Origin of the sequence: Streptomyces incarnatus, from assembly GCF_001027185.1 — a bacterium.
GTDB lineage: Bacteria > Actinomycetota > Actinomycetes > Streptomycetales > Streptomycetaceae > Streptomyces > Streptomyces puniciscabiei.
The window spans coordinates 7,504,817-7,523,212 of the sequence record NZ_CP011497.1 but is presented as its reverse complement, the minus strand read 5'-3'; the positions used below and the strand labels follow the sequence as shown (position 1 = coordinate 7,523,212).

The following is an 18,396-nucleotide window of genomic DNA, read 5'->3' as shown; positions in this document are numbered from 1 at the left end:
AAACAACCCTCTTATCGGTCTCCCCAACGAGCACATCGTGGGCTTAACTTATGTGCCATGACCTCCCCCCGCTCCACTTATGGTGGCGGCTACTACTCCGCCTCCTTCCCGGACACCCCGATCTACGACTCGCTCGTCGCCGAGCGCGGTACTCCGCAGATCGCCCCGATCCGGGTCCCCGCCGCCTACGACACGGGCAGCAGCCTGCCCGCCCTGCCGTCGGCCCTGCCCGCCCTCCCGGCGGCGCCCTCCCCGCAGGCCCCGGCCTACGGCTACCCGCAGACGCCGCAGCCCGCACCGCTGCAGCAGGCGCCCACGGCGTACATCCCGCAGCAGGCCGCCGCCCCGCGGGGCTACCCCGGCCCGCAGGCCCCGCAGCAGCAGCGCCCGATGGGCATGGGCACGGGTTACGAGGCCATGCGCCCGGCCGCGCCGCGGCCCACGCCGGCTCCCTACCAGGACCCGTACAACAACCAGGGGTACCGCGGCTACTGACCGGCCCCCGGTCGCTGTCGGTGCCTGCTGGCACGATGGCGGCATGGGAAACGCCGAGTTGCAGTCGATCCACGTTCATCCGGTCAAGGCGTTCCGGGGTCACGCGCCCCGGGAGGCTGTGGTGGAGCCCTGGGGCCTGGCCGGAGACCGGCGCTGGACGCTGATCGACGACGGGGGAAAGGTCGTCACACAGCGCGAACAGCCGCGCCTCGCGCTGGCCGCCGCCGAGCCTCTGGCCGGCGGCGGCGTGCGTTTGTCCGCGCCCGGCCGGGCGCCCCTGACGGTGTCCGTGCCCGACCCCGCCGGGACGGTGCCGGTGAACATCTTCGGCACGAAGGTCGAGGCGGTACCGGCCGCCGCAGCCGCGCACGCCTGGTGCAGTGCCTACCTGGGGGCGGACGTACGCCTGGTCCACATGGACGATCCGGCCACCCGCCGCCCCGTCGATCCCGAGTACGCCCTGCCCGGCGAGACGGTGAGCTTCGCCGACGGCTACCCCTTGCTGGTCGCCACGACGGCCTCCCTCGACGCCCTGAACTCACTGATCGCCAAGGGCGCGCACGCCGCCGAGGGCCCACTGCCGATGAACCGTTTCCGGCCGAACGTCGTCGTCGCGGGCACCGAGGCCTGGGCCGAGGACCACTGGTCACGGCTCTCCATGGGTGAGGTGGTCTTCCGCGTCGCGAAGGCGAGCGGACGCTGCGTCGTCACCACCGTCGACCAGGACACCGCCATGCGCGGCAGGGAACCCCTGCACACCCTGGCACGTCACCGCAGGGCCGGCTCGAGGCTGCTCTTCGGCCAGAACCTCGTGCCCCTCACGCGCGGCACGATCAGGGTCGGCGACCCGGTGCGGGTGCTGGAGTAGGGCGCGACGAGAGTACGGCGGCCGGGGAACCAGGGGCGGGTCCCGCTCGTTGGGAGGGCATGAGAGATGCGTGAGAAGCCGCGTGCGTGACCGTCCGCGGTGGACGTGATGTCGCTCTCTCTTGCTCCGGGCCGCGGATGCGCTCCCGCGGCAGGGGATATGACGGAGCGGAAGGGGGGTGGGAGATGGGGGCAATCAGTGGCCTGTGGCGCTGGCGGCACAATCCGCTGCGCCGCCCGACCGACCTGGCCGAGGCGTGGGTCGCCCTCGTGGCGCTGGTGCTGATCGCCGTGGCCGCGCCCGTGGCCGGCTGCCTGGTCGGCGCCGCCGCCCACGACTCGCTGCAGCGGTCCGTGCGCGAACAGCGGCACACGCGCCATCTCGTCACGGCCACGGTGATGCGCGACCTGGGCGAGGCCCCGCGGGAGACCGACCCCGACACCACCCCGGCGCGCGAGATCCGCAGGCGCGTCCTCGCGGACTGGACCGCACCGGACGGCACCCACCGGCACGGCCCGGCCCTGGCGGACCTCAAGTCCCCGCACACCGGTGCCCACTTCGGACTCTGGACGGACCCGCACGGCCGAATAACGACCCGCCCGCTGGACTCCCCCACCGCCACGACACACGCGGTGCTCGCCGGAATGGGCGCGGCCCTGCTGACCGCGGGCCTGGTCGAAGGCGGCAGGCGGCTGACGGTGTGGCGCATGGTCCACGGCCGGTACGCACGCTGGGACCAGGCCTGGGACCGGGCGGGCCCGGACTGGGGCAAGGCGGGCACCGGCTGCTGACGGCCTTCCGGCTCTGGTCAGTCCACCGTGCACGCACACGCTACGGTGGACCGGCCGAAGCGCATTCGGCGACAACCCGCGGGTGAGCGAACCGCAGGGGCGCGCGCAGGTTTTCGGGAGCGCGGACGCGCACCAGCCCCAGAGGCTGAGCACGGTCGTGGTCCCGGCACCGGCGGCAGGTCCCCCGTGGCAGCGAGCCATCAGTACGACGAGGTGGGGGCACAGCAACGCCATGGCACAGGGCACGGTCCAGGTGACGCACACCGGTACGTCGCGGTGGCGGCGCCGCACAGGCGAGTACGCGTCGCTCGCCGCCGCCCTGGAGGCCGCCACCGACGGCGACGTCCTCACCATCGCCCCGGGCACCTACCGGGAAAACCTCGTGGTCCAGCGGGCGGTGACGCTGCGTGGCCCCGAGGGCTCCCCCGGCTCGGTGCGGATCGCGCCCGTGGACGGTGTGCCGCTCACCGTACGCGCCTCGGCCGTGGTGCAGGACCTGCACGTGGAGGGCCAGGACGCGGCGGCACCCGCGCTGCTGGTCGAGGAGGGCACGCCCGAGCTGATGGACGTGCGGATCGTGACCCGGTCCGCCGCGGGCATCGAGGTGCGCGGTGGCGCCCGCCCGACCGTGCGCCGCTGCACCGTCGACAACCCGGCCGGCATCGGCATCGCCGTACTCGACGGCGGGGGCGGAGTGTTCGAGGAGTGCGAGGTCGTCGCGGCCGGGCAGGCGGGCGTGGCGGTCCGCGGCGGTGCGCATCCGCGCCTGGAGCGCTGCCGGCTGCACCACGCGTCGGGCACCGGGGTGACCGTGACGGGCGAGAACTCCGCGCTGGAGGCGGTGGGTTGTGAGATCTACGAGGTCCGCGGCTCCGGCGTGCAGGTGACCCAGCGGGCCACGGCGCAGCTGACCGACTGCGATGTGCACCGCACCACGGCCGACGGCGTCACCCTGGACACGGACGCCGTGCTCACGCTCGCCGACTGCCACCTGCACGACATCCCGGAGAACGCCGTCGACCTGCGCTCCCGTTCGGTGCTCACGCTGACCCGGACGACGGTCCGTCAGTTCGGCCGCAACGGCCTGTCGGTGTGGGATCCGGGGACCCGGGTGGACGCCCACCAGTGCGAGATCTTCGACAGCACCGGCGACTATCCGGCGGTGTGGGTCAGCGACGGCGCCACCGCCGTCCTCGACTCCTGCCGGGTGCACGACGTGCCGGACGCGCTGTTCGTGCTGGACCGCGGTTCGCGCGCGGACGTCGTGGACAGCGATCTGTCCCAGGTGCGCAACACGGCGGTGTCGGTGAGCGACGGGGCGACCGCGCAGCTCGACGACTGCCGGATCCGGGAGGCGGCGACCGGAGCGTGGTTCCGCGACCACGGCAGCGGCGGCACGCTGAACAACTGCACCCTGGACGGCACCCAGACCGGCGTGATCGTCACCAAGGGAGCCGACCCGACCATCGAGCGCTGCACGGTCGACTCCCCCGCCGAGGCCGGGTTCTACGTCTCGGCCGGCGGCCGCGGCAGCTTCCTGAACTGCCGGGTCAGCGGCAGCGGCGGCTACGGCTTCCATGTGATCGACGGCTGCCGGGCGACCCTGCGCAAGTGCCGTACGGAGCGCTGTGCACGCGGCGGTTACGAGTTCGCCGAGGCGGGCCCGGACGCCGCGTCCGGCACGGGTCCGGTCGTGGAGGACTGCACCAGCGACGAGAGCGGCGGCATGCGGCCGCCCGCGGTCCGCGAGTCCGCCGTGCAGACCGTGTCGCACTCCCCCGGGCTGCTCGGCTCGATCCCCGGGCAGCGCAGCACGGAGCAGGAGCCGCTGATCGCCGCAGCCCAGCCGGCGAAGCCGGTGCGGACGTCGAAGGACGTGCTCGGGGAACTCGACGCGCTGGTGGGCCTGGACAGCGTCAAGCGCGAGGTGCGGGCGCTGACCGACATGATCGAGGTGGGCCGGCGCCGGCAGCAGGCGGGGCTGAAGGCCGCCTCGGTCAAGCGGCATCTGGTCTTCACCGGCTCCCCCGGCACCGGCAAGACGACGGTCGCCCGCCTCTACGGCGAGATCCTCGCCTCCCTCGGCGTGCTGGAGAAGGGCCACCTGGTGGAGGTGTCCCGGGTGGACCTGGTGGGCGAGCACATCGGTTCGACGGCGATCCGTACCCAGGAGGCGTTCGAGAAGGCGCGCGGCGGTGTGCTGTTCATCGACGAGGCGTACGCGCTCTCCCCGGAGGACGCCGGGCGCGACTTCGGCAAGGAGGCCATCGACACGCTGGTGAAGCTGATGGAGGACCACCGGGACGCGGTGGTGGTGATCGTCGCCGGCTACACGGCGGAGATGGAGCGCTTCCTGTCCGTCAACCCCGGTGTGGCCTCCCGCTTCTCCCGCACCATCACCTTCGGCGACTACGGCCCCGAGGAGCTGCTCAGGATCGTGGAACAGCAGGCCGACGAGCACGAGTACCGGCTGACGCCGGGCGCCTGCGAGGCGCTGCTGAAGTACTTCACGGCGATCCCGAAGGGCCCGGCGTTCGGCAACGGCCGCACCGCCCGGCAGACCTTCGAGGCGATGGTGGAGCGGCACGCGAGCCGCGTCGCCCAGCTGGCGGACCCGAGCACCGACGACCTGACCCTGCTGTTCGCCGAGGACCTGCCGGAGCTGCCCTGAGCGTCCGGCCGCACACACTTCCTGGAGGATTTCGGTCATGAAGGCCCTGGCGACGCTCGCCCGGCTCTACGTGGACGACCTGGACGAGGCGCTGCCCGCCCTGCGCGCGCTGACGGGCCAGGACGTCCGCACCCGCTTCTCGCACGCGGGCGTGGAGGTCGCGAGCATCGGCGGCTTCCTGCTCGTCGCGGGCGACGAACGGGCGCTCGCCCCGTTCCGTGAGGTGCAGAGCACGGTGCTCGTCGACGACCTGGACGGGCTGCAGGCGCTCCTGACGGCCCATGGCGGGACGATCGTCGACGGCCCGAACAAGGTGCCCACGGGCCGCAACGCGACCGTGCGGCACGCGGGCGGAGTCGTCATCGAGTACGTCGAGCACTCGGCCTAGCCGGGCCTCACCGCGGGGCCCGGCGCTGCGGTCGTGGTCCAGGAAGCTCCGGACGCAGGCGGCTCAGCAGACGGGCCCGCTCGCGGGCGAAGGCGGGGTCCGCCTGGTAGTCGCAGTGGCCGAGGACGGGCGCCGGGAGCGGATGCTCGGGAGTGCGGCCGTAGGCGAGCGGGTCCCGCAGGGGGCCGTGGTCGACCTCGGGCGTGCCGTCGGCGGGGACGCGGACGGGGCCGCCGATGGGGTCGGTGCCGCGGTAGAGGTTGCCCCAGCAGGCGACGTCGCGGTGCAGGGCGGCGAGCGCGGGCGGCCCGAAGTGGGCCGGGAACCAGCGGCCGTACAGGCGTTCCAGCGGGCAGCCGTAGGTCAGCAGCGCGATCCGGCCGCGGACGGACGGGGGCAGCTGCCAGGCGGCGGCCGCGGCCAGGACACTGCCCTGGGAGTGCCCGGAGAGAACCAGGCGGCCCCCGGTGCGCCGGGTCCAGGTGGCCATGCGCCAGGTCAGGTCGGGCACCGCGCGCTCGGCGTAGCACGGTGGCGCGAAGGGATGCGCGGCGCGCGGCCAGAAGGTGCCGACGTCCCAGAGGATGCCGATCGTGCGCCGCGCCGAGGCGTCCTTGTAGGCGCGCCTGCCCCAGGTCACGAAGAGCACGAAACCGAGGCCGACCAGCCAGGACCCCAGCGCCTGCGAGGTCTCGGCGACGGCCTGTACGGCGTCGGGGGTGCGGCGGGCGGCCGCGTCGGGGGTCTTGCCGGTGGCCAGCGCGCCGGCCAGCGCCGCGGCGCCGAGCAGCAGGGTGGTCGCGGTGAGCACGGCGACGACGAGGGGTGCCCGGTCGGTGAGCGTGGCCATGGCGCGGGCGCGGGCGATGTCGCGGGTACGGCCGGGATCCTCCGGTTCGCCGGGGTGTTCGTGGCGGATCCGGTCGCGTTCGGCGCGGGCCAGCCGGGCGGTGCCGAGGCCTAGCCGGGCGGCGAGGAGCAGCAGGACCGCGAGGACCGGCGGGACGGTGGACGCCTGCCAGGTGAGCAGGACCGGCGGCCCGGGGAGCGCGGCGTGGGTGCCGTCGAGCCAGCCGGCGACGCGCTGGGCGACCCCGCCGGACAGCACGCCGCCCAGCGCGCAGGCGAGCAGTACGACGGCCGGTCCGCCCTGGCCGCGCATACAGGCACGCGGATCGGGGCTGCGGCGGTGGAGGCACCCGGCCACGACGGCGAGCGCGACCACCAGCAGCCCCTGAGCCGGCATGAGGGCGCCGAAGGCCAAGTCGCCCGGCAGCCGCCCGGTGGACCGCCAGCCGGGCCGGGCCCAGCCGGCGTAGACCACGGTGAGCACCAGCAGGGCGAGCGCGCCGAGCGGCAGCAGGCGTACGAGGTGCCGGTCGAGCCGCTCGTCGAGGCGGTTCTCGGTGCGGCCACGGCGGCAGACGACACCCACGGCCACCGCGGCCCAGGCCGCCAGGGCCGAAGTGAGCAGCCGGCCCAGGACGTCCAGGGCGGCGGGTCCGCCGTGCCGGTGGTCGAAGCCGGCCGCCGGGGCCGCGACGGCGACGGCGACGGTCAGCAGGGCCGCGGCGGTGTGCGCGGCACGCAGCCGGGCCACGAGCCGGCGCCCGTACCAGAAGCCGGGCCTGGTCAGCGCGCTGCCGCCGGGGTCCGGCCCGGGGTCGTGGGAGAACGGCCGGTGGGACTCGTACGCGCTCCAGGTCCGGCGGGAGAGGTACCAGAGCAGGACCGTCAGCGCGGTCGGCACCAGTGCGGCGAGCGCGAGCCGGCGACCGGGCGGGCTCCACCAGGTGGCGTGCCCGCCGGGGGCCGTGAACGCCGGGGGCGTGAGGAAGGCCGGCCAGGAGTGGCGCCGGGCGCAGGACGGGACGCCGGCGCACTGCCAGGCCACCAGGTCCAGGGCGACCTCGCAGGCGGCGGCCACCAGCAGCACGGTCAGGCTGAGGGCGGCCAGCCGCACGAGGAGGCCGTACAGGCGGGCCGTGCGGTGCCGGCCGGCCGCGGCGGGGCGCATCCAGTGGGCGAGGTTGACCACCATGAACGGCAGCAGCAACAGCCACAGGGCGCGGCTGCTGTCACCGGAGGTGAGGTTGCACCAGACATACGCCTCCTGGACCGGCCCGTGCCGCGGATCCTTCCCGGCCCCTGCGTCCTCGGCGCGCCGGAAGACAGCCGCCGTGTCGTCGCCGGTGACCCGGACGGTGTGCGGGTCGCCGAGCATCTGCCCGGGAGTGGTCCCGCCCACCCCGTGCACCAGTAGCTCCAGCTCGGCGTCCCTCCGCCGCGCGCTGCGGCGTGCCTGTGCGCGGTCCACTCGCACCCCCGTGACGCACCCGAAGGACTGTGTCGATGCGGGCTTCAGGATCTCCGGTCAGGGGGCGGTGTGCATCACTCGTCATGGAATATCCCCTGTCCGGGTGACGGTGGCCGGGGCGGCCGGGCGGGACGTGGCATGTGCGCGTCGTGACAGGTAGTGGCGCAACCGGTGCCGACCCGTGAAAAGATGGGACGCCCGCGCATCTCCGGCCGGCCGGAATCTCCTGGTCGGGGCCGGCGCGCCGGGCGTGTCGGACGGTTGGCGGCGAAAGGACCGGAGCGTACGTGAGCGAGAATCAGAACCTCCTCGCCGAGCAGCGCCGCGCCCTGATCCTGGACGAGGTTCGGCGCCGGGGCGGTGTGCGGGTCAACGAACTGACCCGCAAGCTCGGCGTGTCGGACATGACCGTGCGCCGTGACCTGGACGCCCTCGCCCGCCAGGGCGTGCTGGAGAAGGTGCACGGCGGCGCGGTGCCGGTGGTCGAGGCCAGCACGCACGAGCCCGGCTTCGAGGCGAAGTCGGGTCTGGAGCTGACCGCCAAGGAGGACATCGCGCGCGCCGCCGCCAAGCTGGTCAGCCCGGGCACGGCGATCGCCCTGTCCGGCGGTACGACGACGTACGCGCTCGCCCAGCAACTGCTGGAGGTGCCCGACCTGACCGTGGTGACGAACTCGGTGCGGGTCGCGGACGTCTTCCACGCCGCCCAGCGCACCTCGGGCCAGCGGCAGGGCGCGGCCACGGTGGTGCTGACCGGCGGTGTGCGCACCCCGTCGGACTCGCTGGTGGGGCCGGTGGCCGACCAGGCGATCGCCGCCCTCCACTTCGATCTGCTGTTCCTCGGCGTGCACGGCATATCGGTCGAGGCCGGTCTGTCCACGCCGAACCTCGCCGAGGCGGAGACGAACCGGCGGCTGGTGCACTCCGCGCGCCGGGTCGTGGTGGTCGCCGACCACACCAAGTGGGGCACGGTGGGCCTGAGTTCCTTCGCCGCGCTGGAGCAGGTGGACACGCTGGTGACCGACGCGGGCCTGCCCGCCGAGGCCCGCGCGGAGATCTCCGAGCACCTGCGGGTGGTCGTGGCGGGCGAGCCCGGAGAGGACGACGCAGACATCTGACGCCATGTCAGCTATGGTGGGCCGCCCGGTCGACCGCCCCGCGGGAGGGGCACAAGGGGGTTACGTCCATGACTCGTCGGCTGCGCCCGGTGGACCTCGGCTTCGTCGGGGCCGCGCCCGTACGTCTGGTCTTCGCCCGGGAGGTCTCCGCCTCCCCCGAGCAGGTCTTTCACTCGCTCGCGGAGGACGTGCCCGGCTGGGCCCAGTGGTTCTCGGCGGTGACGCTCGCCCGGGCCACCGACGGCGGCGCCGGGCGGGAGATCCGGCTCAGGGGCGGGACCCGGTTCGCGGAGACGGTGCTCGCGGCGAAGGCACCCGAGCTGTACGCCTACCGCGTCGACGCCACCAACGCGCCGGGCCTGCGCGCCCTGGTCGAGGAGTGGCGCCTTGCTCCTCAGGGCACCGGCACCCGGGTGCAGTGGACCTTCGCCGCCGACGGTGCGGCGCCGTTGCGGTTCGTCCTGGGTCTCGCCCGGCCCGGCCTCGGGCGCGCCTTCCGCGACGCGGTGACGGCCCTGGACCGGCGTCTGGCGGGGCGCTGATCAGCCGGCCCCGTGGGCATGGTGCGTCTCGGTCATGACCGCTGCCATCAGTTCCGCGTCCAGCACGGAGACGTCGGCCAGGCGCGAGGCCGCGGACAGCGAGTTGAGCAGGGTCTTGGTGACCCGCAGCGCCGCCCGGGGCCGGCGGACGACGGGCCTGGCCCAGGCGGCGACGGCCGCGTCCAGCTCCGCCGCGGGGACGACCTTCTGCAGGATGGACAGGGACTGCGCCTCCGCCGCGGTGATGGCCCGGCCGGTCAGGACGATCTCGCGGACCCGGGCGGCGCCGACCTCGCTGATCAGGCGGGGCAGCAGGCCGCCCCACGCGGTGGGCAGCCCGAGCGCGAGTTCGGGCAGCCGGAAGGTCGCGTCCTCGGACCCGACCCGCAGATCACAGGCGAGCGCGAGGGCGAAGCCCGCCCCGACGGCCTTGCCGTGGACACGCGCGATGGTGACGGCCGGGTTCGCGGTCAGGGCCTCGCAGACGCGTCGCGCCTTGGCCCCCGACATGCGGATGCCGCCGCCCGTGGGGTCGTGGGCGAGTTGCCGGGCGGACTCGCCGCGGTCCCCGCCGAGGCAGAAGTCGTCGCCGCTGCCGGTCAGCACGAGCACCCGGACGGCCGGGTCCTGGTCCTGGAGGACCGCCCAGAGGTCGTCGAGCAGCGCGTCGGTGACGGTGTTGCCGTGCTCGGGGGTGTTCAGCTCGACGGTGAGGACGGGGCCCTCCCGGTGGGTGCGCAGGGTCCGCCGCAGGGCGCCGGCCGGGAGGGTGGTGAGGGGGAGGGCGGTCATGTCGTCACTTTCAGCGAGGTGATGCGCCGGAAGACCATCCGGTTCGCATAGGTCGGGCCCGCGGACGGCCGCAGGGTGGGGAATCGTTCCAGCAGACGGGTGAGCAGGAGGCGGGCCTCCAGACGGGCCAGGCCCGCGCCGAGGCAGTAGTGGACGCCGCCGCCGAAGGTGAGGTGGGCGCCCTTGCGGCGGATGTCGAAGAGGTGCGGGTCGGGGTTGCGGCGGGGGTCGTGGTTGGCGGCGCCGTACAGCACGTGGACGGTGGTGTCCCGGGCGATGGGCACGCCGGCGAGGACGGTGTCGTCGGCGGCGAAGCGGGAGTTGAGGTGGATCGGCGGGTCGTAGCGCAGTGCCTCGTCGATCGCGTCGTCGACGTGCTCGGGGTGCCGGCGCAGCCAGCCGGCCCGGGCGGGGTCCTGGGTCAGGAACCACACGGCGTTGGTCAGCAGGGTCGCCGTGGTCTCCAGGGAGGCGATGGTGAGGAACATCGTCAGGTCGTAGAGCATCTGGTCGGCCGCCGCGCGGTCGCCCGGGTACTGGGCGTCCCAGTAGCGGATCCAGCCGCTGAGGACATCGTTGCCAGGGTGGGCGCGCCGGTGGGCGACGAGACCGGTGAAGTAGGCCCGCATCTCCACGGTGGCCCGTGCCGACACCGCGAGTTCGCTCTTGGTGGGGATCAGTTCCTGGGCGTGCACCTGCCGGTGGGTGAAGTCCAGGATGTGCGGGTAGTCCCCGGCCGGGATGGCGAGCCAGTGGCCGACGGTGTGGATGGGCAGCCGGTCGCCGACCGTGGCGACGAAGTCGGCCTCGCCGTGGGCGCGCAGCTGTGCGTCGAGACGGTCCAGGAGCTCGGTGACATGGGCGGCGATCCGGGGCCGCATGGCCTCGAGGGTGCCGCGGTCGAAGAGGTTGCCCAGGGCCCGGCGCCGGAAGGTGTGCTCGGGCGGGTTGAGGCGGGACAGCGTCCGTGTCATCTCCTGGGTCGCCGGGTCCTGCCAGCGCGCCGTGCCGGGCCGGCGCTGCTGCCAGGCGAAGTCCGGCACGAGCCAGTTCCGGTCGCGCAGGACCTGGTTGCAGGCGTCGAATCCGGTCACGAAGTACCCGCCCCAGGGAGCCCGCACCACGTCACCCAGTGCCCGCAGTTCGTCCCAGACGGGCACGGGGTCGGCCTGGCCCTCGGCGGAGCGGAGGCGACGGAGGAGGGGGATGACGGCTCGGCGGTCGGTGGGGGTGGTACCGCGTATGACGCCAACGGCGGTCACGCGAAGCTCCTTTGTGGCTGGGCGCTACCGTTACCGCCGGAACCTACCCTTCCTCTCTCCGTCGCCATGCGCCTGAGAGTGTTGCTCCCGTCACATGCCGCACATGAGACGCTCACAACTCGACGCTCACACGCGGAAGATGTCCAGGAAGGTGCTCCAGAAGCCCTTCTTCCTGACCGGTTCCTGACGGGCCGCGGTGACCGGTGCGGTGGGCAGCGGCTGCTCCCCCGCGGCGGGGACGGTACGGCTCTGCAGCGCGGCGGCGACATGGGTGGCCGGTGCCGGGCTGAAGGCCACGGGCAGCGCGACCAGCGCCCGGTGGAACGGGCCCGGCCGCCAGTCCAGGTCCTTCTCGGGGACGGTCAGCACCAGGTCGGGCAGGGCGTTGAGCAGCTTCTCGATCGCGGTGACGGCGATGACCTGCGCCGGGTCCTTGGCCGGGCAGGCGTGCGGACCGGCTCCCCAGGCCAGGTGGGCGCCCGTGCTGTGCTTGCGGCGGGCCTCGGCCAGCGCGGGGTCGGTGTTGGCGGCGGCGAAGCTGATGACGACCGGCGTGCCCGCCTCGGCCACCACTCCCCCGAGGTCCACGTCCTGGACCGGGTAGTGCGTGGCGTAGTTGGCGATGGGCGTCTGGTTCCACAGCACGTGGTCGATCGCCTCCTGGATCAGCAGCCCGGAGTCGCGTCCGCTGGTGTCGGGGGACAGTAGCAGGAGCAGGGCGTTGCCGATCAGGTTGCGCTCGGGTTCCACACCGGCGCCCATCAGCATGACCAGCTGGTCCTTGAGCTCCTCGTCGGTCAGTCCCGCGGGGTGCTGGATCAGCCAGGAGGTGACGTCGTCGCCGGGCCGGCGGCGCTTGAGGGCGATCAGCTCCATGAGGCAGGCCGTGAGCTCCTCGTTGGCGCGCAGGGCGTCCTTGCCGTCGAAGATCGCCGACATGGCGCCGGTGAGGGTGTCACCGATGTCCGCCGGGCAGCCGAACAGCTTGTTGAACAGCAGCAGCGGCAGCAGCTTGGCGTAGTCGTTGAGGAGGTCGGCACGGCCGCGCTCGCAGAACTGGTCGATGAGGTAGTCGGCGATGGGCTCGACGTCACGGCGGATGCGGGTGATGTTGAGCCGGGCGAGGCTGTCCGTGACGGCCTTGCGCAGCCTGAGGTGCACGGCGCCGTCGGTGAACAGGCAGTTGGGCCGGTACGCCATCATCGGCAGCACCGGGTTGTCCAGCCCGATCCGCCCTTCCGCCAGGGCCTTCCAGCGGCGGGAGTCCCGGGCGAAGAGGGTGGTGTTCTGCAGCACGCGCAGGGCCGTCTCGTGCCCGACGACCAGCGTGGCGTCGACGCCGGGTGCGAGTTCGACCGGTCCGGCCGGACCGTGGGCGCGCAACCGGTCGTAGACCTCGTGGGGGTCGGCGGCGAACGCGGCGTCGTGCATGGGGCATCTGGCGGGGGCGGGGACTGACTGGCGGTCCATGGGGTTCCTTCTGCTGGCTCCGGGCCGCGGATCCGGGGAGGCGGGCCGGGGGTGGGGTCCGGGGGGAGATGTCCGGGGGTGTGGTCCGGGGATGGTCGGGTCAGGCGGCTCGGGTGAGCAGGTGGCGGACGAGCTCGATCAGCGCGTGGGCGGAGGACTGCCGGTCGCGGGCGTCGCAGTAGACGACGGGGGTGTCCGGGAGCAGGTCGAGGGCCTCGCGCACCTCCGCCTCCTCGTAGACCTTGTCCGGGTGGAAGCCGTTGACCGCGATGGCGTACTCGAGGCCGTAGCGCTCGACGAGGTCGATGACGGGGAAGGTCTCCTCCAGCCGGGCCGGGTCGACCAGGAGCAGTGCGCCCAGCGCGCCGCGGGCCATGTCCTCCCACAGCTGCATGAAACGCTGCTGTCCCGGGGTGCCGAACAGGTACAGCACGAGGTCGTCGCCGAGCGTCAGCCGGCCGAAGTCCAGGGCCACGGTGGTGGTGCTCTTGTCCGCCACGCCCCCGAGGTCGTCCACGTGGACAGACGCCTGCGTCATCTTCTCCTCGGTGCGCAGCGGGGTGATCTCCGACAGCGAGCCGATGAACGTCGTCTTGCCCACGGCGAAATGCCCGACGACAAGGATCTTGGCGGCGTTGGTCACCGCGCTGGAGACGTAGATGGATCCAGGGGCCGTCTCAGCCGATGAGGGATTGGAGTCCATTCAGAACCTTCTCGAGGGTCGCTCTGTCAACGTTCTGAGCCCGGGGCGGCTCGGCGCGGCGCAGGAGGTGGCCCTGCTCGAATAAATCGGTCAGCAGCAACCGGGCCACCCCCACCGGCAGTCCCACATGGCCCGCGACCTCGGCGACCGACAGGTAGCCGCCCGCGCACAGCCGCCAGATCGCCATCACCTCGGGGCCGGCCCCCAGCGGCGGGGTCCGCTCGGGAGCCAGGGTGACCAGCGTGTGCAGCGCCAGGTCGTCCGAGGCCGGCAGGGTCCGTCCGCCGGTGATGACGTACGAGCGGACGAACTCGCTGGTGACGGAGGCTCCCTCGCCGGGCGTGGTCATACGCCCACGCCGTTGTCGGAGCGCGGAGCCACGCTCATCGCCTTACTCAGTGCGGCCACCGTCTTCTGCATGCGGAAGGACATGGCCTCCATGTCGACGTCCAGCGCGGCCGAGACGGCGAGGTACGAGCCCTGGCCGGCGGCGATCAGGAAGATCCAGCCGCCGTCGTACTCCAGCAGCGTCTGCTTCCAGATGCCGTGTCCCGCTCCCACGAATCCCGCGACGGCCCGGCTCAGCGACTGCATCGAGCTCATCGCGGCGGCGTTCGTCTCGGCGTCGTCGCGTCCGATGTCGTCCGAGCGCTGCAGCAGCAGGCCGTCTCCCGAGACGAGGATCGCGTGCCGGGCTCCGCGCACCTCGAGCACGTCGTTCAGCACCCAGGACAGGTCGGTCTTCACTGGTTGTCAGGTCCTTCCGTGGTGTTCGTGGTCCGCCCGAGCTGAGTACCGCGCGCGAACGCCCCGATCCGCGACGCCGTCACCTCGCTGACCGGTTCGAACGTCCCCTCCTGGCCGTCGGTGCCGGGGGACGGGACCACGGTGACGGGGCGCTCCCGGCGCCGGCGTTTGGGCAGACCTCCCGAGGTCGTTCCCACCACGTGCGAGGGGCCCACGACCGGGACGGGCGCCAGTCGCTGGGGGGCGGCCTCCGGGGCCGCGGCGTCCTGGGCGCCGGCCGCCGGGGAAGGAGTGTCGGCCGAGAGCAGACTTTCGGGCACACGAATCACTGCACGCACTCCGCCGTAGGGGGAAACGGAACCGACGGAGACGGCGAAGCCGTAGCGGGCGGCGAGCATGCCGCACACGGCGAAGCCGAACCGCGGCGGATCGCCGAGCCCGGTGATGTCGACGGGACCGTCGACGGACAGCAGGGCCGCCGCCCGGTCCTTGGTCTCCTGGTCCATGCCCAGTCCGGCGTCGTCGACGATGAAGCACACACCGGTGGGCACGGCCTGGATGTTGATCTCGACCCGCGTTCCGGGTGCGCTGTAGTTCGTCGCGTTGTCCAGCAGTTCGGCCAGCACGACGGCCACCGGCTCGACCGCCTTGCCGACGAGGGAGACGTTGACCTGCGAGTGGACGCCGACCCGGTCGAAGTCCTTGATCCTGCCCTGGGCGCTGCGGGCGACGTCGTAGACGGTGGCGGCGCCCTCGCGCCGGCCCAGCCATCCGCCGCACAGCACGGAGATGCCCTTGGCGCGGCGGCCGAACTGGCTGCCGGTGTGGTCGACCGTCATCAGGTCGGCGAGCACGTCCGTGGTGTCGCCGTACTTCTTCAGCAGGCTGTCCAGGAGCACCTGCTGTTCCTCGGCGAGCGACTGGAGTGTGCCCATGGCGGACTTCAGCACCGCCTTGGTGGCCGCCTCCGCGTCGGCGCGCACGTCCGCGAGGTCACGCTGGTGCTGTGCGGTCAGCGCGGCGATGTGCGTGTGGAGCTGCCCGACGTCGCCGCGGGCCTGCCCCAGTCCTGCCTCCAGGTCCTTCCTCGTTCTTCGGAGCGCCATGTTGGTTCTCCGGGCCCGCAGCACTGCGACTACCGCAGCGACGAGCACCACCAGCAAGATCCACAGCAGTGGATCCGTGGTCAATGACGTCATGAGACTCTCTTCAAGTCGCATCGCGCCAGGAGCGTGCGAGCGCGATGGTGCCTTTGAGACTGTCCCCCCGTACGTGTTGTTGACACGCCGTCAGCCCACCGAAAAGTGGGATGATCTTATCAGTCACACAGGCACAACACGCTTGCCCAGAACCTCAATTGAGACGTCACCAAACCCTCACAACCCCGTCACCCGGGCGTTGGGCACCGGCCGCCGAAGGGGCCGGGTACCGGCTCAGTCCGGCCACACCCCCGAGGCCAGCAGGGTGTCGATCGCCGCGGTGTACGGCGCGATGTCCAGGCCCTGCTCGGCGAGCCAGGCGTCGGAGTAGTACTTGTCGAGGTAGCGGTCGCCCGGGTCGCACAGCAGGGTGACGACGCTGCCCCGGCGGCCCTCGGCCACCATCTCGGAGACGATCTTCAGCGCGCTCCACAGCCCGGTGCCCGTGGAGCCGCCCGCCTTGCGGCCGATGGCCCGCTCCAGGGCGCGTACGGCGGCGACGCTGGCCGCGTCCGGGACCTTCATCATCCGGTCGATGGCCCCGGGCACGAAGCTGGGCTCCATGCGCGGCCGGCCGATGCCCTCGATCCGGGAGCCGCAGTCGCAGGTGACGTCCGGATCGCCGGAGGTCCAGCCCTCGAAGAAGCAGGAGTTGTCCGGGTCGGCGACGCAGATGCGGGTGTCGTACTGCATGTAGTGCACGTAGCGCGCGAGGGTCGCGGAGGTGCCGCCGGTGCCGGCCGTGGCGACGATCCACGTCGGCTCCGGGAAGCGCTCCAACTCCAGCTGGCGGAAGATGGATTCGGCGATGTTGTTGTTGCCGCGCCAGTCGGTGGCCCGCTCGGCGTAGGTGAACTGGTCCATGTAGTGGCCGCCGGTCTCCACCGCGAGGCGGGCGGACTCCTCGTACATCTTCCGGGAGTCGTCCACGAAGTGGCACTGTCCGCCGTGGAACTCGATCAGGCGGATCTTCTCGGCGCTGGTCGTGCGCGGCATGACCGCGATGAAGGGCACGCCGATCAGCTTGGCGAAGTAGGCCTCGGAGACGGCCGTCGAGCCGCTGGAGGCCTCGATGACGGGACGGCCGGGACGGATCCAGCCATTGCAGAGGCCGTAGAGGAAGAGGGAGCGGGCGAGGCGGTGCTTGAGGCTTCCGGTGGGGTGCGTCGACTCGTCCTTGAGGTAGAGGTCGATGCCCCAGTGCTCGGGGAGGGGGAAGCGCAGCAGATGCGTGTCCGCCGAGCGGTTCGCGTCGGCCTGGACCTTGCGGACGGCCTCTTTCAGCCAGTCACGGTAGGCGGCGTCGCTGCGGTCGACGTCGAGGGTGGCGCCGGTCCTGCTCTGGTGGGTGGTGCTCACGGCGGTGCTCCTTACGCTGGGCGCCGACGACGCCTCGCGAGGCCGGCCCCTTGAGCATAGGCATCTTTCACACCGCTTCCCACCTGCATAAACGCATCTTTGAGCCACCCAAAGCGGCACTGGGGCACAGGCGTACGAGGCATGCGGGGGCGCATTGGCGGGAGTGCTCCGGGCGGGTTCGGCGGGCGCCTCGCGTGTACTGGTGCTCCCGGCCGCATCGGGGCAGACTGCACGCGACGGGACGATCGTCCCGAACCCAGGCGCACACTGGACCGGGAGCGGGCGCACACTGGATCGCGGAAGCACACGGGCAAGGGGGCGGCCAACGATGGCGGAGCCGGAGTTCACAGCCACGGGCGTGCGGATCGGCAAGCGGCTGCGTTCGCTCACCCGGGCCGGTCAGGTCCGGATCAACGACGGCAGGCTGGAGTTGCTCACCAGCTACGGCAGCGAGATCGACAGCGCCCCCGTGCAGGCGGTGCGCGCGTCCCGCCCGTGGTTCCGGCCGGACGACAAGGCGCTGGCCGACCTCAACGGCAAGCGGTACCTGCTGACACTGGGCGAGCGGGATCCCGCTCCGGGCGAGCCGGGTCCGCCCGCGGCACGCCGGTTCATCGAGGCGGTGCGCCGGGCCGCCGGGCGCGGCGGCTGACCGTCGTACGGCCGCCGGCCGGGGCGGAGCCGGTCGCGTTACTCCGAGCAGCGGTCCGTCGCGGCGAGTTGCGGGACCGCATCCGCTGCGTCACGCTGGTCTCACGTCACTCTGGGTTTACCGGCGATAACGCTGCGAACCAGCCCGCCGGCCATGCAGCAGGCGGACGTTTGGACGCAAGCACCCTGCTGGATCCGTTGTTCTCCGTGTTCTTCCGGTCCCGTCGGACCTCTACATCGGGGAGTCGCAGCCGTGATCAGTCACCCAAGCAGGCACTGCACGGTGGAGCTCCAAGCCCTGCCGTCGCGGATCGGCCAGGTCCGCAGAATCGTATCTGCGCAGTTGCGCTACTGGCACATGGACGCGTTGATAGACCGAGCCGCGCTCGGTGTGACGGAGCTGCTCAGCAACGTCCACCGGCATGCCAGGCCCGACAAGTCGTGCACGGTCGAGCTCGAGCTGGCGCCGGACCGGCTCACGGTCTCGGTGCGCGACAACGATCCACGGCTTCCGGTGCCGGCCGACGTCGCCGACCTGCCGGACGGCGGTCCGCTGGCCACCTGCGGGCGGGGGCTGGCGATGGTGGCGGCGGTGAGCGAGAGCTGGGGCGCCCGGCCGGACGGCGAGAACGGCAAGGTCGTCTGGTTCACGCTGACCGCCCCGGCGGTGGTACGGCCGTATCCGGCCCATGTCCCGCGCCGTGCCGCGGCGGTACGGCCCGCGCCGGAGCCGGTCCGGGTCGGGACGGCGGCCAAGGCACCGGCGGGGACACGGGTCGGTGCCGGGGTCACGTTGACCGCCGAGGCTCCCGCCGCGGCGGCTCCGGTGGCGAACGCGACCACCGTGGCGACCGCGTCGCCCGCTCCCGCCGGCGCCGGCCCCCAGACTCCCGCCCGGTCAACCGTTCCCGGCTGACCGGGCGGTGACCCTGCCCGCGCCGGGGGCGACGACGACTCGCCCACCGGCGCCGGCAGGGTGCGGAGCGCTGGCGCCGGCCGCGGTGGGGTCACTCCCCCGGCACC

General features: G+C 72.8%; 18 protein-coding genes. 9 read left to right on the top strand and 9 right to left on the bottom strand.

All coding sequences use genetic code 11. From position 1 onward, the window contains the following. Positions 1-57: 57 nt before the first annotated feature. The 5 genes from ABB07_RS34190 to ABB07_RS34170 all read left to right on the top strand — a co-directional run bounded on the left by ABB07_RS34190 (position 58) and on the right by ABB07_RS34170 (position 5,213). On the top strand, positions 58-495 hold the full coding sequence (locus tag ABB07_RS34190; RefSeq protein WP_208902337.1) for a DUF6643 family protein: 438 nt from the start codon (positions 58-60) through the stop codon (positions 493-495). 43 nt (positions 496-538) lie between these two features. Beyond that, positions 539-1,363: an MOSC domain-containing protein gene (locus ABB07_RS34185; RefSeq protein ID WP_208902336.1), complete on the top strand. Its 825-nt coding sequence runs from the start codon at positions 539-541 to the stop codon at positions 1,361-1,363. A 185-nt stretch (positions 1,364-1,548) separates the two neighbouring features. Beyond that, positions 1,549-2,154 carry an Rv1733c family protein gene (locus ABB07_RS34180; RefSeq protein ID WP_208902335.1) on the top strand — a complete coding sequence of 202 codons (606 nt, stop codon included), beginning with the start codon at positions 1,549-1,551 and terminating at the stop codon, positions 2,152-2,154. A 232-nt stretch (positions 2,155-2,386) separates the two neighbouring features. After that, positions 2,387-4,825: a right-handed parallel beta-helix repeat-containing protein gene (locus ABB07_RS34175; RefSeq protein WP_208902334.1), complete on the top strand. Its 2,439-nt coding sequence runs from the start codon at positions 2,387-2,389 to the stop codon at positions 4,823-4,825. 37 nt (positions 4,826-4,862) lie between these two features. Beyond that, entirely contained in the window at positions 4,863-5,213 is a 351-nt protein-coding gene (locus ABB07_RS34170) for a VOC family protein (RefSeq protein WP_208902333.1), read from the top strand. Positions 5,214-5,220: 7 nt separating this feature from the next. Here the strand turns inward: ABB07_RS34170 and ABB07_RS34165 are convergent, their stop codons facing one another. Next, on the bottom strand, positions 5,221-7,530 hold the full coding sequence (locus ABB07_RS34165; protein ID WP_208902332.1) for a hypothetical protein: 2,310 nt from the start codon (positions 7,528-7,530) through the stop codon (positions 5,221-5,223). 287 nt (positions 7,531-7,817) lie between these two features. Between ABB07_RS34165 and ABB07_RS34160 the strand changes: the two genes are divergently transcribed. Then, on the top strand, positions 7,818-8,648 hold the full coding sequence (locus tag ABB07_RS34160; RefSeq protein ID WP_208902331.1) for a DeoR/GlpR family DNA-binding transcription regulator: 831 nt from the start codon (positions 7,818-7,820) through the stop codon (positions 8,646-8,648). A 68-nt stretch (positions 8,649-8,716) separates the two neighbouring features. Then, on the top strand, positions 8,717-9,190 hold the full coding sequence (locus ABB07_RS34155) for an SRPBCC family protein (RefSeq protein ID WP_208902330.1): 474 nt from the start codon (positions 8,717-8,719) through the stop codon (positions 9,188-9,190). Here the strand turns inward: ABB07_RS34155 and ABB07_RS34150 are convergent, their stop codons facing one another. The 8 genes from ABB07_RS34150 to cds1 all read right to left on the bottom strand — a co-directional run bounded on the left by ABB07_RS34150 (position 9,191) and on the right by cds1 (position 16,722). After that, on the bottom strand, positions 9,191-9,982 hold the full coding sequence (locus tag ABB07_RS34150; RefSeq protein WP_208902329.1) for an enoyl-CoA hydratase/isomerase family protein: 792 nt from the start codon (positions 9,980-9,982) through the stop codon (positions 9,191-9,193). Beyond that, positions 9,979-11,244, bottom strand: coding sequence for a cytochrome P450 (locus ABB07_RS34145; protein WP_208902328.1), 1,266 nt, complete (start codon positions 11,242-11,244; stop codon positions 9,979-9,981). The genes ABB07_RS34150 and ABB07_RS34145 overlap by 4 nt, the downstream gene beginning before the upstream one ends. A 126-nt stretch (positions 11,245-11,370) precedes the next feature. After that, positions 11,371-12,714 carry a cytochrome P450 family protein gene (locus ABB07_RS34140; protein WP_425264783.1) on the bottom strand — a complete coding sequence of 448 codons (1,344 nt, stop codon included), beginning with the start codon at positions 12,712-12,714 and terminating at the stop codon, positions 11,371-11,373. Positions 12,715-12,814: 100 nt separating this feature from the next. Further along, on the bottom strand, positions 12,815-13,417 hold the full coding sequence (locus tag ABB07_RS34135) for a GTP-binding protein (RefSeq protein WP_208902327.1): 603 nt from the start codon (positions 13,415-13,417) through the stop codon (positions 12,815-12,817). Then, positions 13,392-13,766 (bottom strand): DUF742 domain-containing protein, encoded by a 375-nt coding sequence (locus tag ABB07_RS34130; RefSeq protein ID WP_208902326.1) that lies wholly within the window; start codon positions 13,764-13,766, stop codon positions 13,392-13,394. The genes ABB07_RS34135 and ABB07_RS34130 overlap by 26 nt, the downstream gene beginning before the upstream one ends. Then, a complete protein-coding gene (locus ABB07_RS34125) occupies positions 13,763-14,164 on the bottom strand; it encodes a roadblock/LC7 domain-containing protein (protein ID WP_208902325.1) in 402 nt (133 codons plus the stop codon). Before ABB07_RS34125 ends, ABB07_RS34130 begins: the two co-directional genes overlap by 4 nt. Continuing rightward, on the bottom strand, positions 14,161-15,363 hold the full coding sequence (locus tag ABB07_RS34120) for an ATP-binding protein (protein ID WP_208902324.1): 1,203 nt from the start codon (positions 15,361-15,363) through the stop codon (positions 14,161-14,163). The genes ABB07_RS34125 and ABB07_RS34120 overlap by 4 nt, the downstream gene beginning before the upstream one ends. A 234-nt stretch (positions 15,364-15,597) precedes the next feature. After that, a complete protein-coding gene (gene cds1 / locus ABB07_RS34115; RefSeq protein ID WP_208902323.1) occupies positions 15,598-16,722 on the bottom strand; it encodes an L-cysteine desulfhydrase Cds1 in 1,125 nt (374 codons plus the stop codon). 328 nt (positions 16,723-17,050) lie between these two features. On the opposite strand from cds1, the gene ABB07_RS34110 reads away from it, so the two are divergent. Continuing rightward, complete coding sequence (locus tag ABB07_RS34110; protein WP_208902322.1) at positions 17,051-17,374, top strand: hypothetical protein; 324 nt, start codon at positions 17,051-17,053, stop codon at positions 17,372-17,374. Between the two features lie 252 nt (positions 17,375-17,626). Beyond that, on the top strand, positions 17,627-18,289 hold the full coding sequence (locus ABB07_RS34105; RefSeq protein ID WP_208902321.1) for an ATP-binding protein: 663 nt from the start codon (positions 17,627-17,629) through the stop codon (positions 18,287-18,289). The last annotated feature ends 107 nt before the right edge of the window (positions 18,290-18,396 follow it).

What these genes read in the sequence shown, in the direction of transcription:
- ABB07_RS34190 (WP_208902337.1), top strand. Translation starts at nt 58, where the DNA reads ATGACCTCCCCCCGCTCCACTTATGGTGGCGGCTACTACTCCGCCTCC.
- ABB07_RS34185 (WP_208902336.1), top strand. Translation starts at nt 539, where the DNA reads ATGGGAAACGCCGAGTTGCAGTCGATCCACGTTCATCCGGTCAAGGCG.
- ABB07_RS34180 (WP_208902335.1), top strand. Translation starts at nt 1,549, where the DNA reads ATGGGGGCAATCAGTGGCCTGTGGCGCTGGCGGCACAATCCGCTGCGC.
- ABB07_RS34175 (WP_208902334.1), top strand. Translation starts at nt 2,387, where the DNA reads ATGGCACAGGGCACGGTCCAGGTGACGCACACCGGTACGTCGCGGTGG.
- ABB07_RS34170 (WP_208902333.1), top strand. Translation starts at nt 4,863, where the DNA reads ATGAAGGCCCTGGCGACGCTCGCCCGGCTCTACGTGGACGACCTGGAC.
- ABB07_RS34155 (WP_208902330.1), top strand. Translation starts at nt 8,717, where the DNA reads ATGACTCGTCGGCTGCGCCCGGTGGACCTCGGCTTCGTCGGGGCCGCG.
- ABB07_RS34150 (WP_208902329.1), bottom strand. Translation starts at nt 9,982, where the DNA reads ATGACCGCCCTCCCCCTCACCACCCTCCCGGCCGGCGCCCTGCGGCGG.
- ABB07_RS34140 (WP_425264783.1), bottom strand. Translation starts at nt 12,714, where the DNA reads ATGGACCGCCAGTCAGTCCCCGCCCCCGCCAGATGCCCCATGCACGAC.
- ABB07_RS34135 (WP_208902327.1), bottom strand. Translation starts at nt 13,417, where the DNA reads ATGGACTCCAATCCCTCATCGGCTGAGACGGCCCCTGGATCCATCTAC.
- ABB07_RS34130 (WP_208902326.1), bottom strand. Translation starts at nt 13,766, where the DNA reads ATGACCACGCCCGGCGAGGGAGCCTCCGTCACCAGCGAGTTCGTCCGC.
- ABB07_RS34120 (WP_208902324.1), bottom strand. Translation starts at nt 15,363, where the DNA reads ATGACGTCATTGACCACGGATCCACTGCTGTGGATCTTGCTGGTGGTG.
- ABB07_RS34110 (WP_208902322.1), top strand. Translation starts at nt 17,051, where the DNA reads ATGGCGGAGCCGGAGTTCACAGCCACGGGCGTGCGGATCGGCAAGCGG.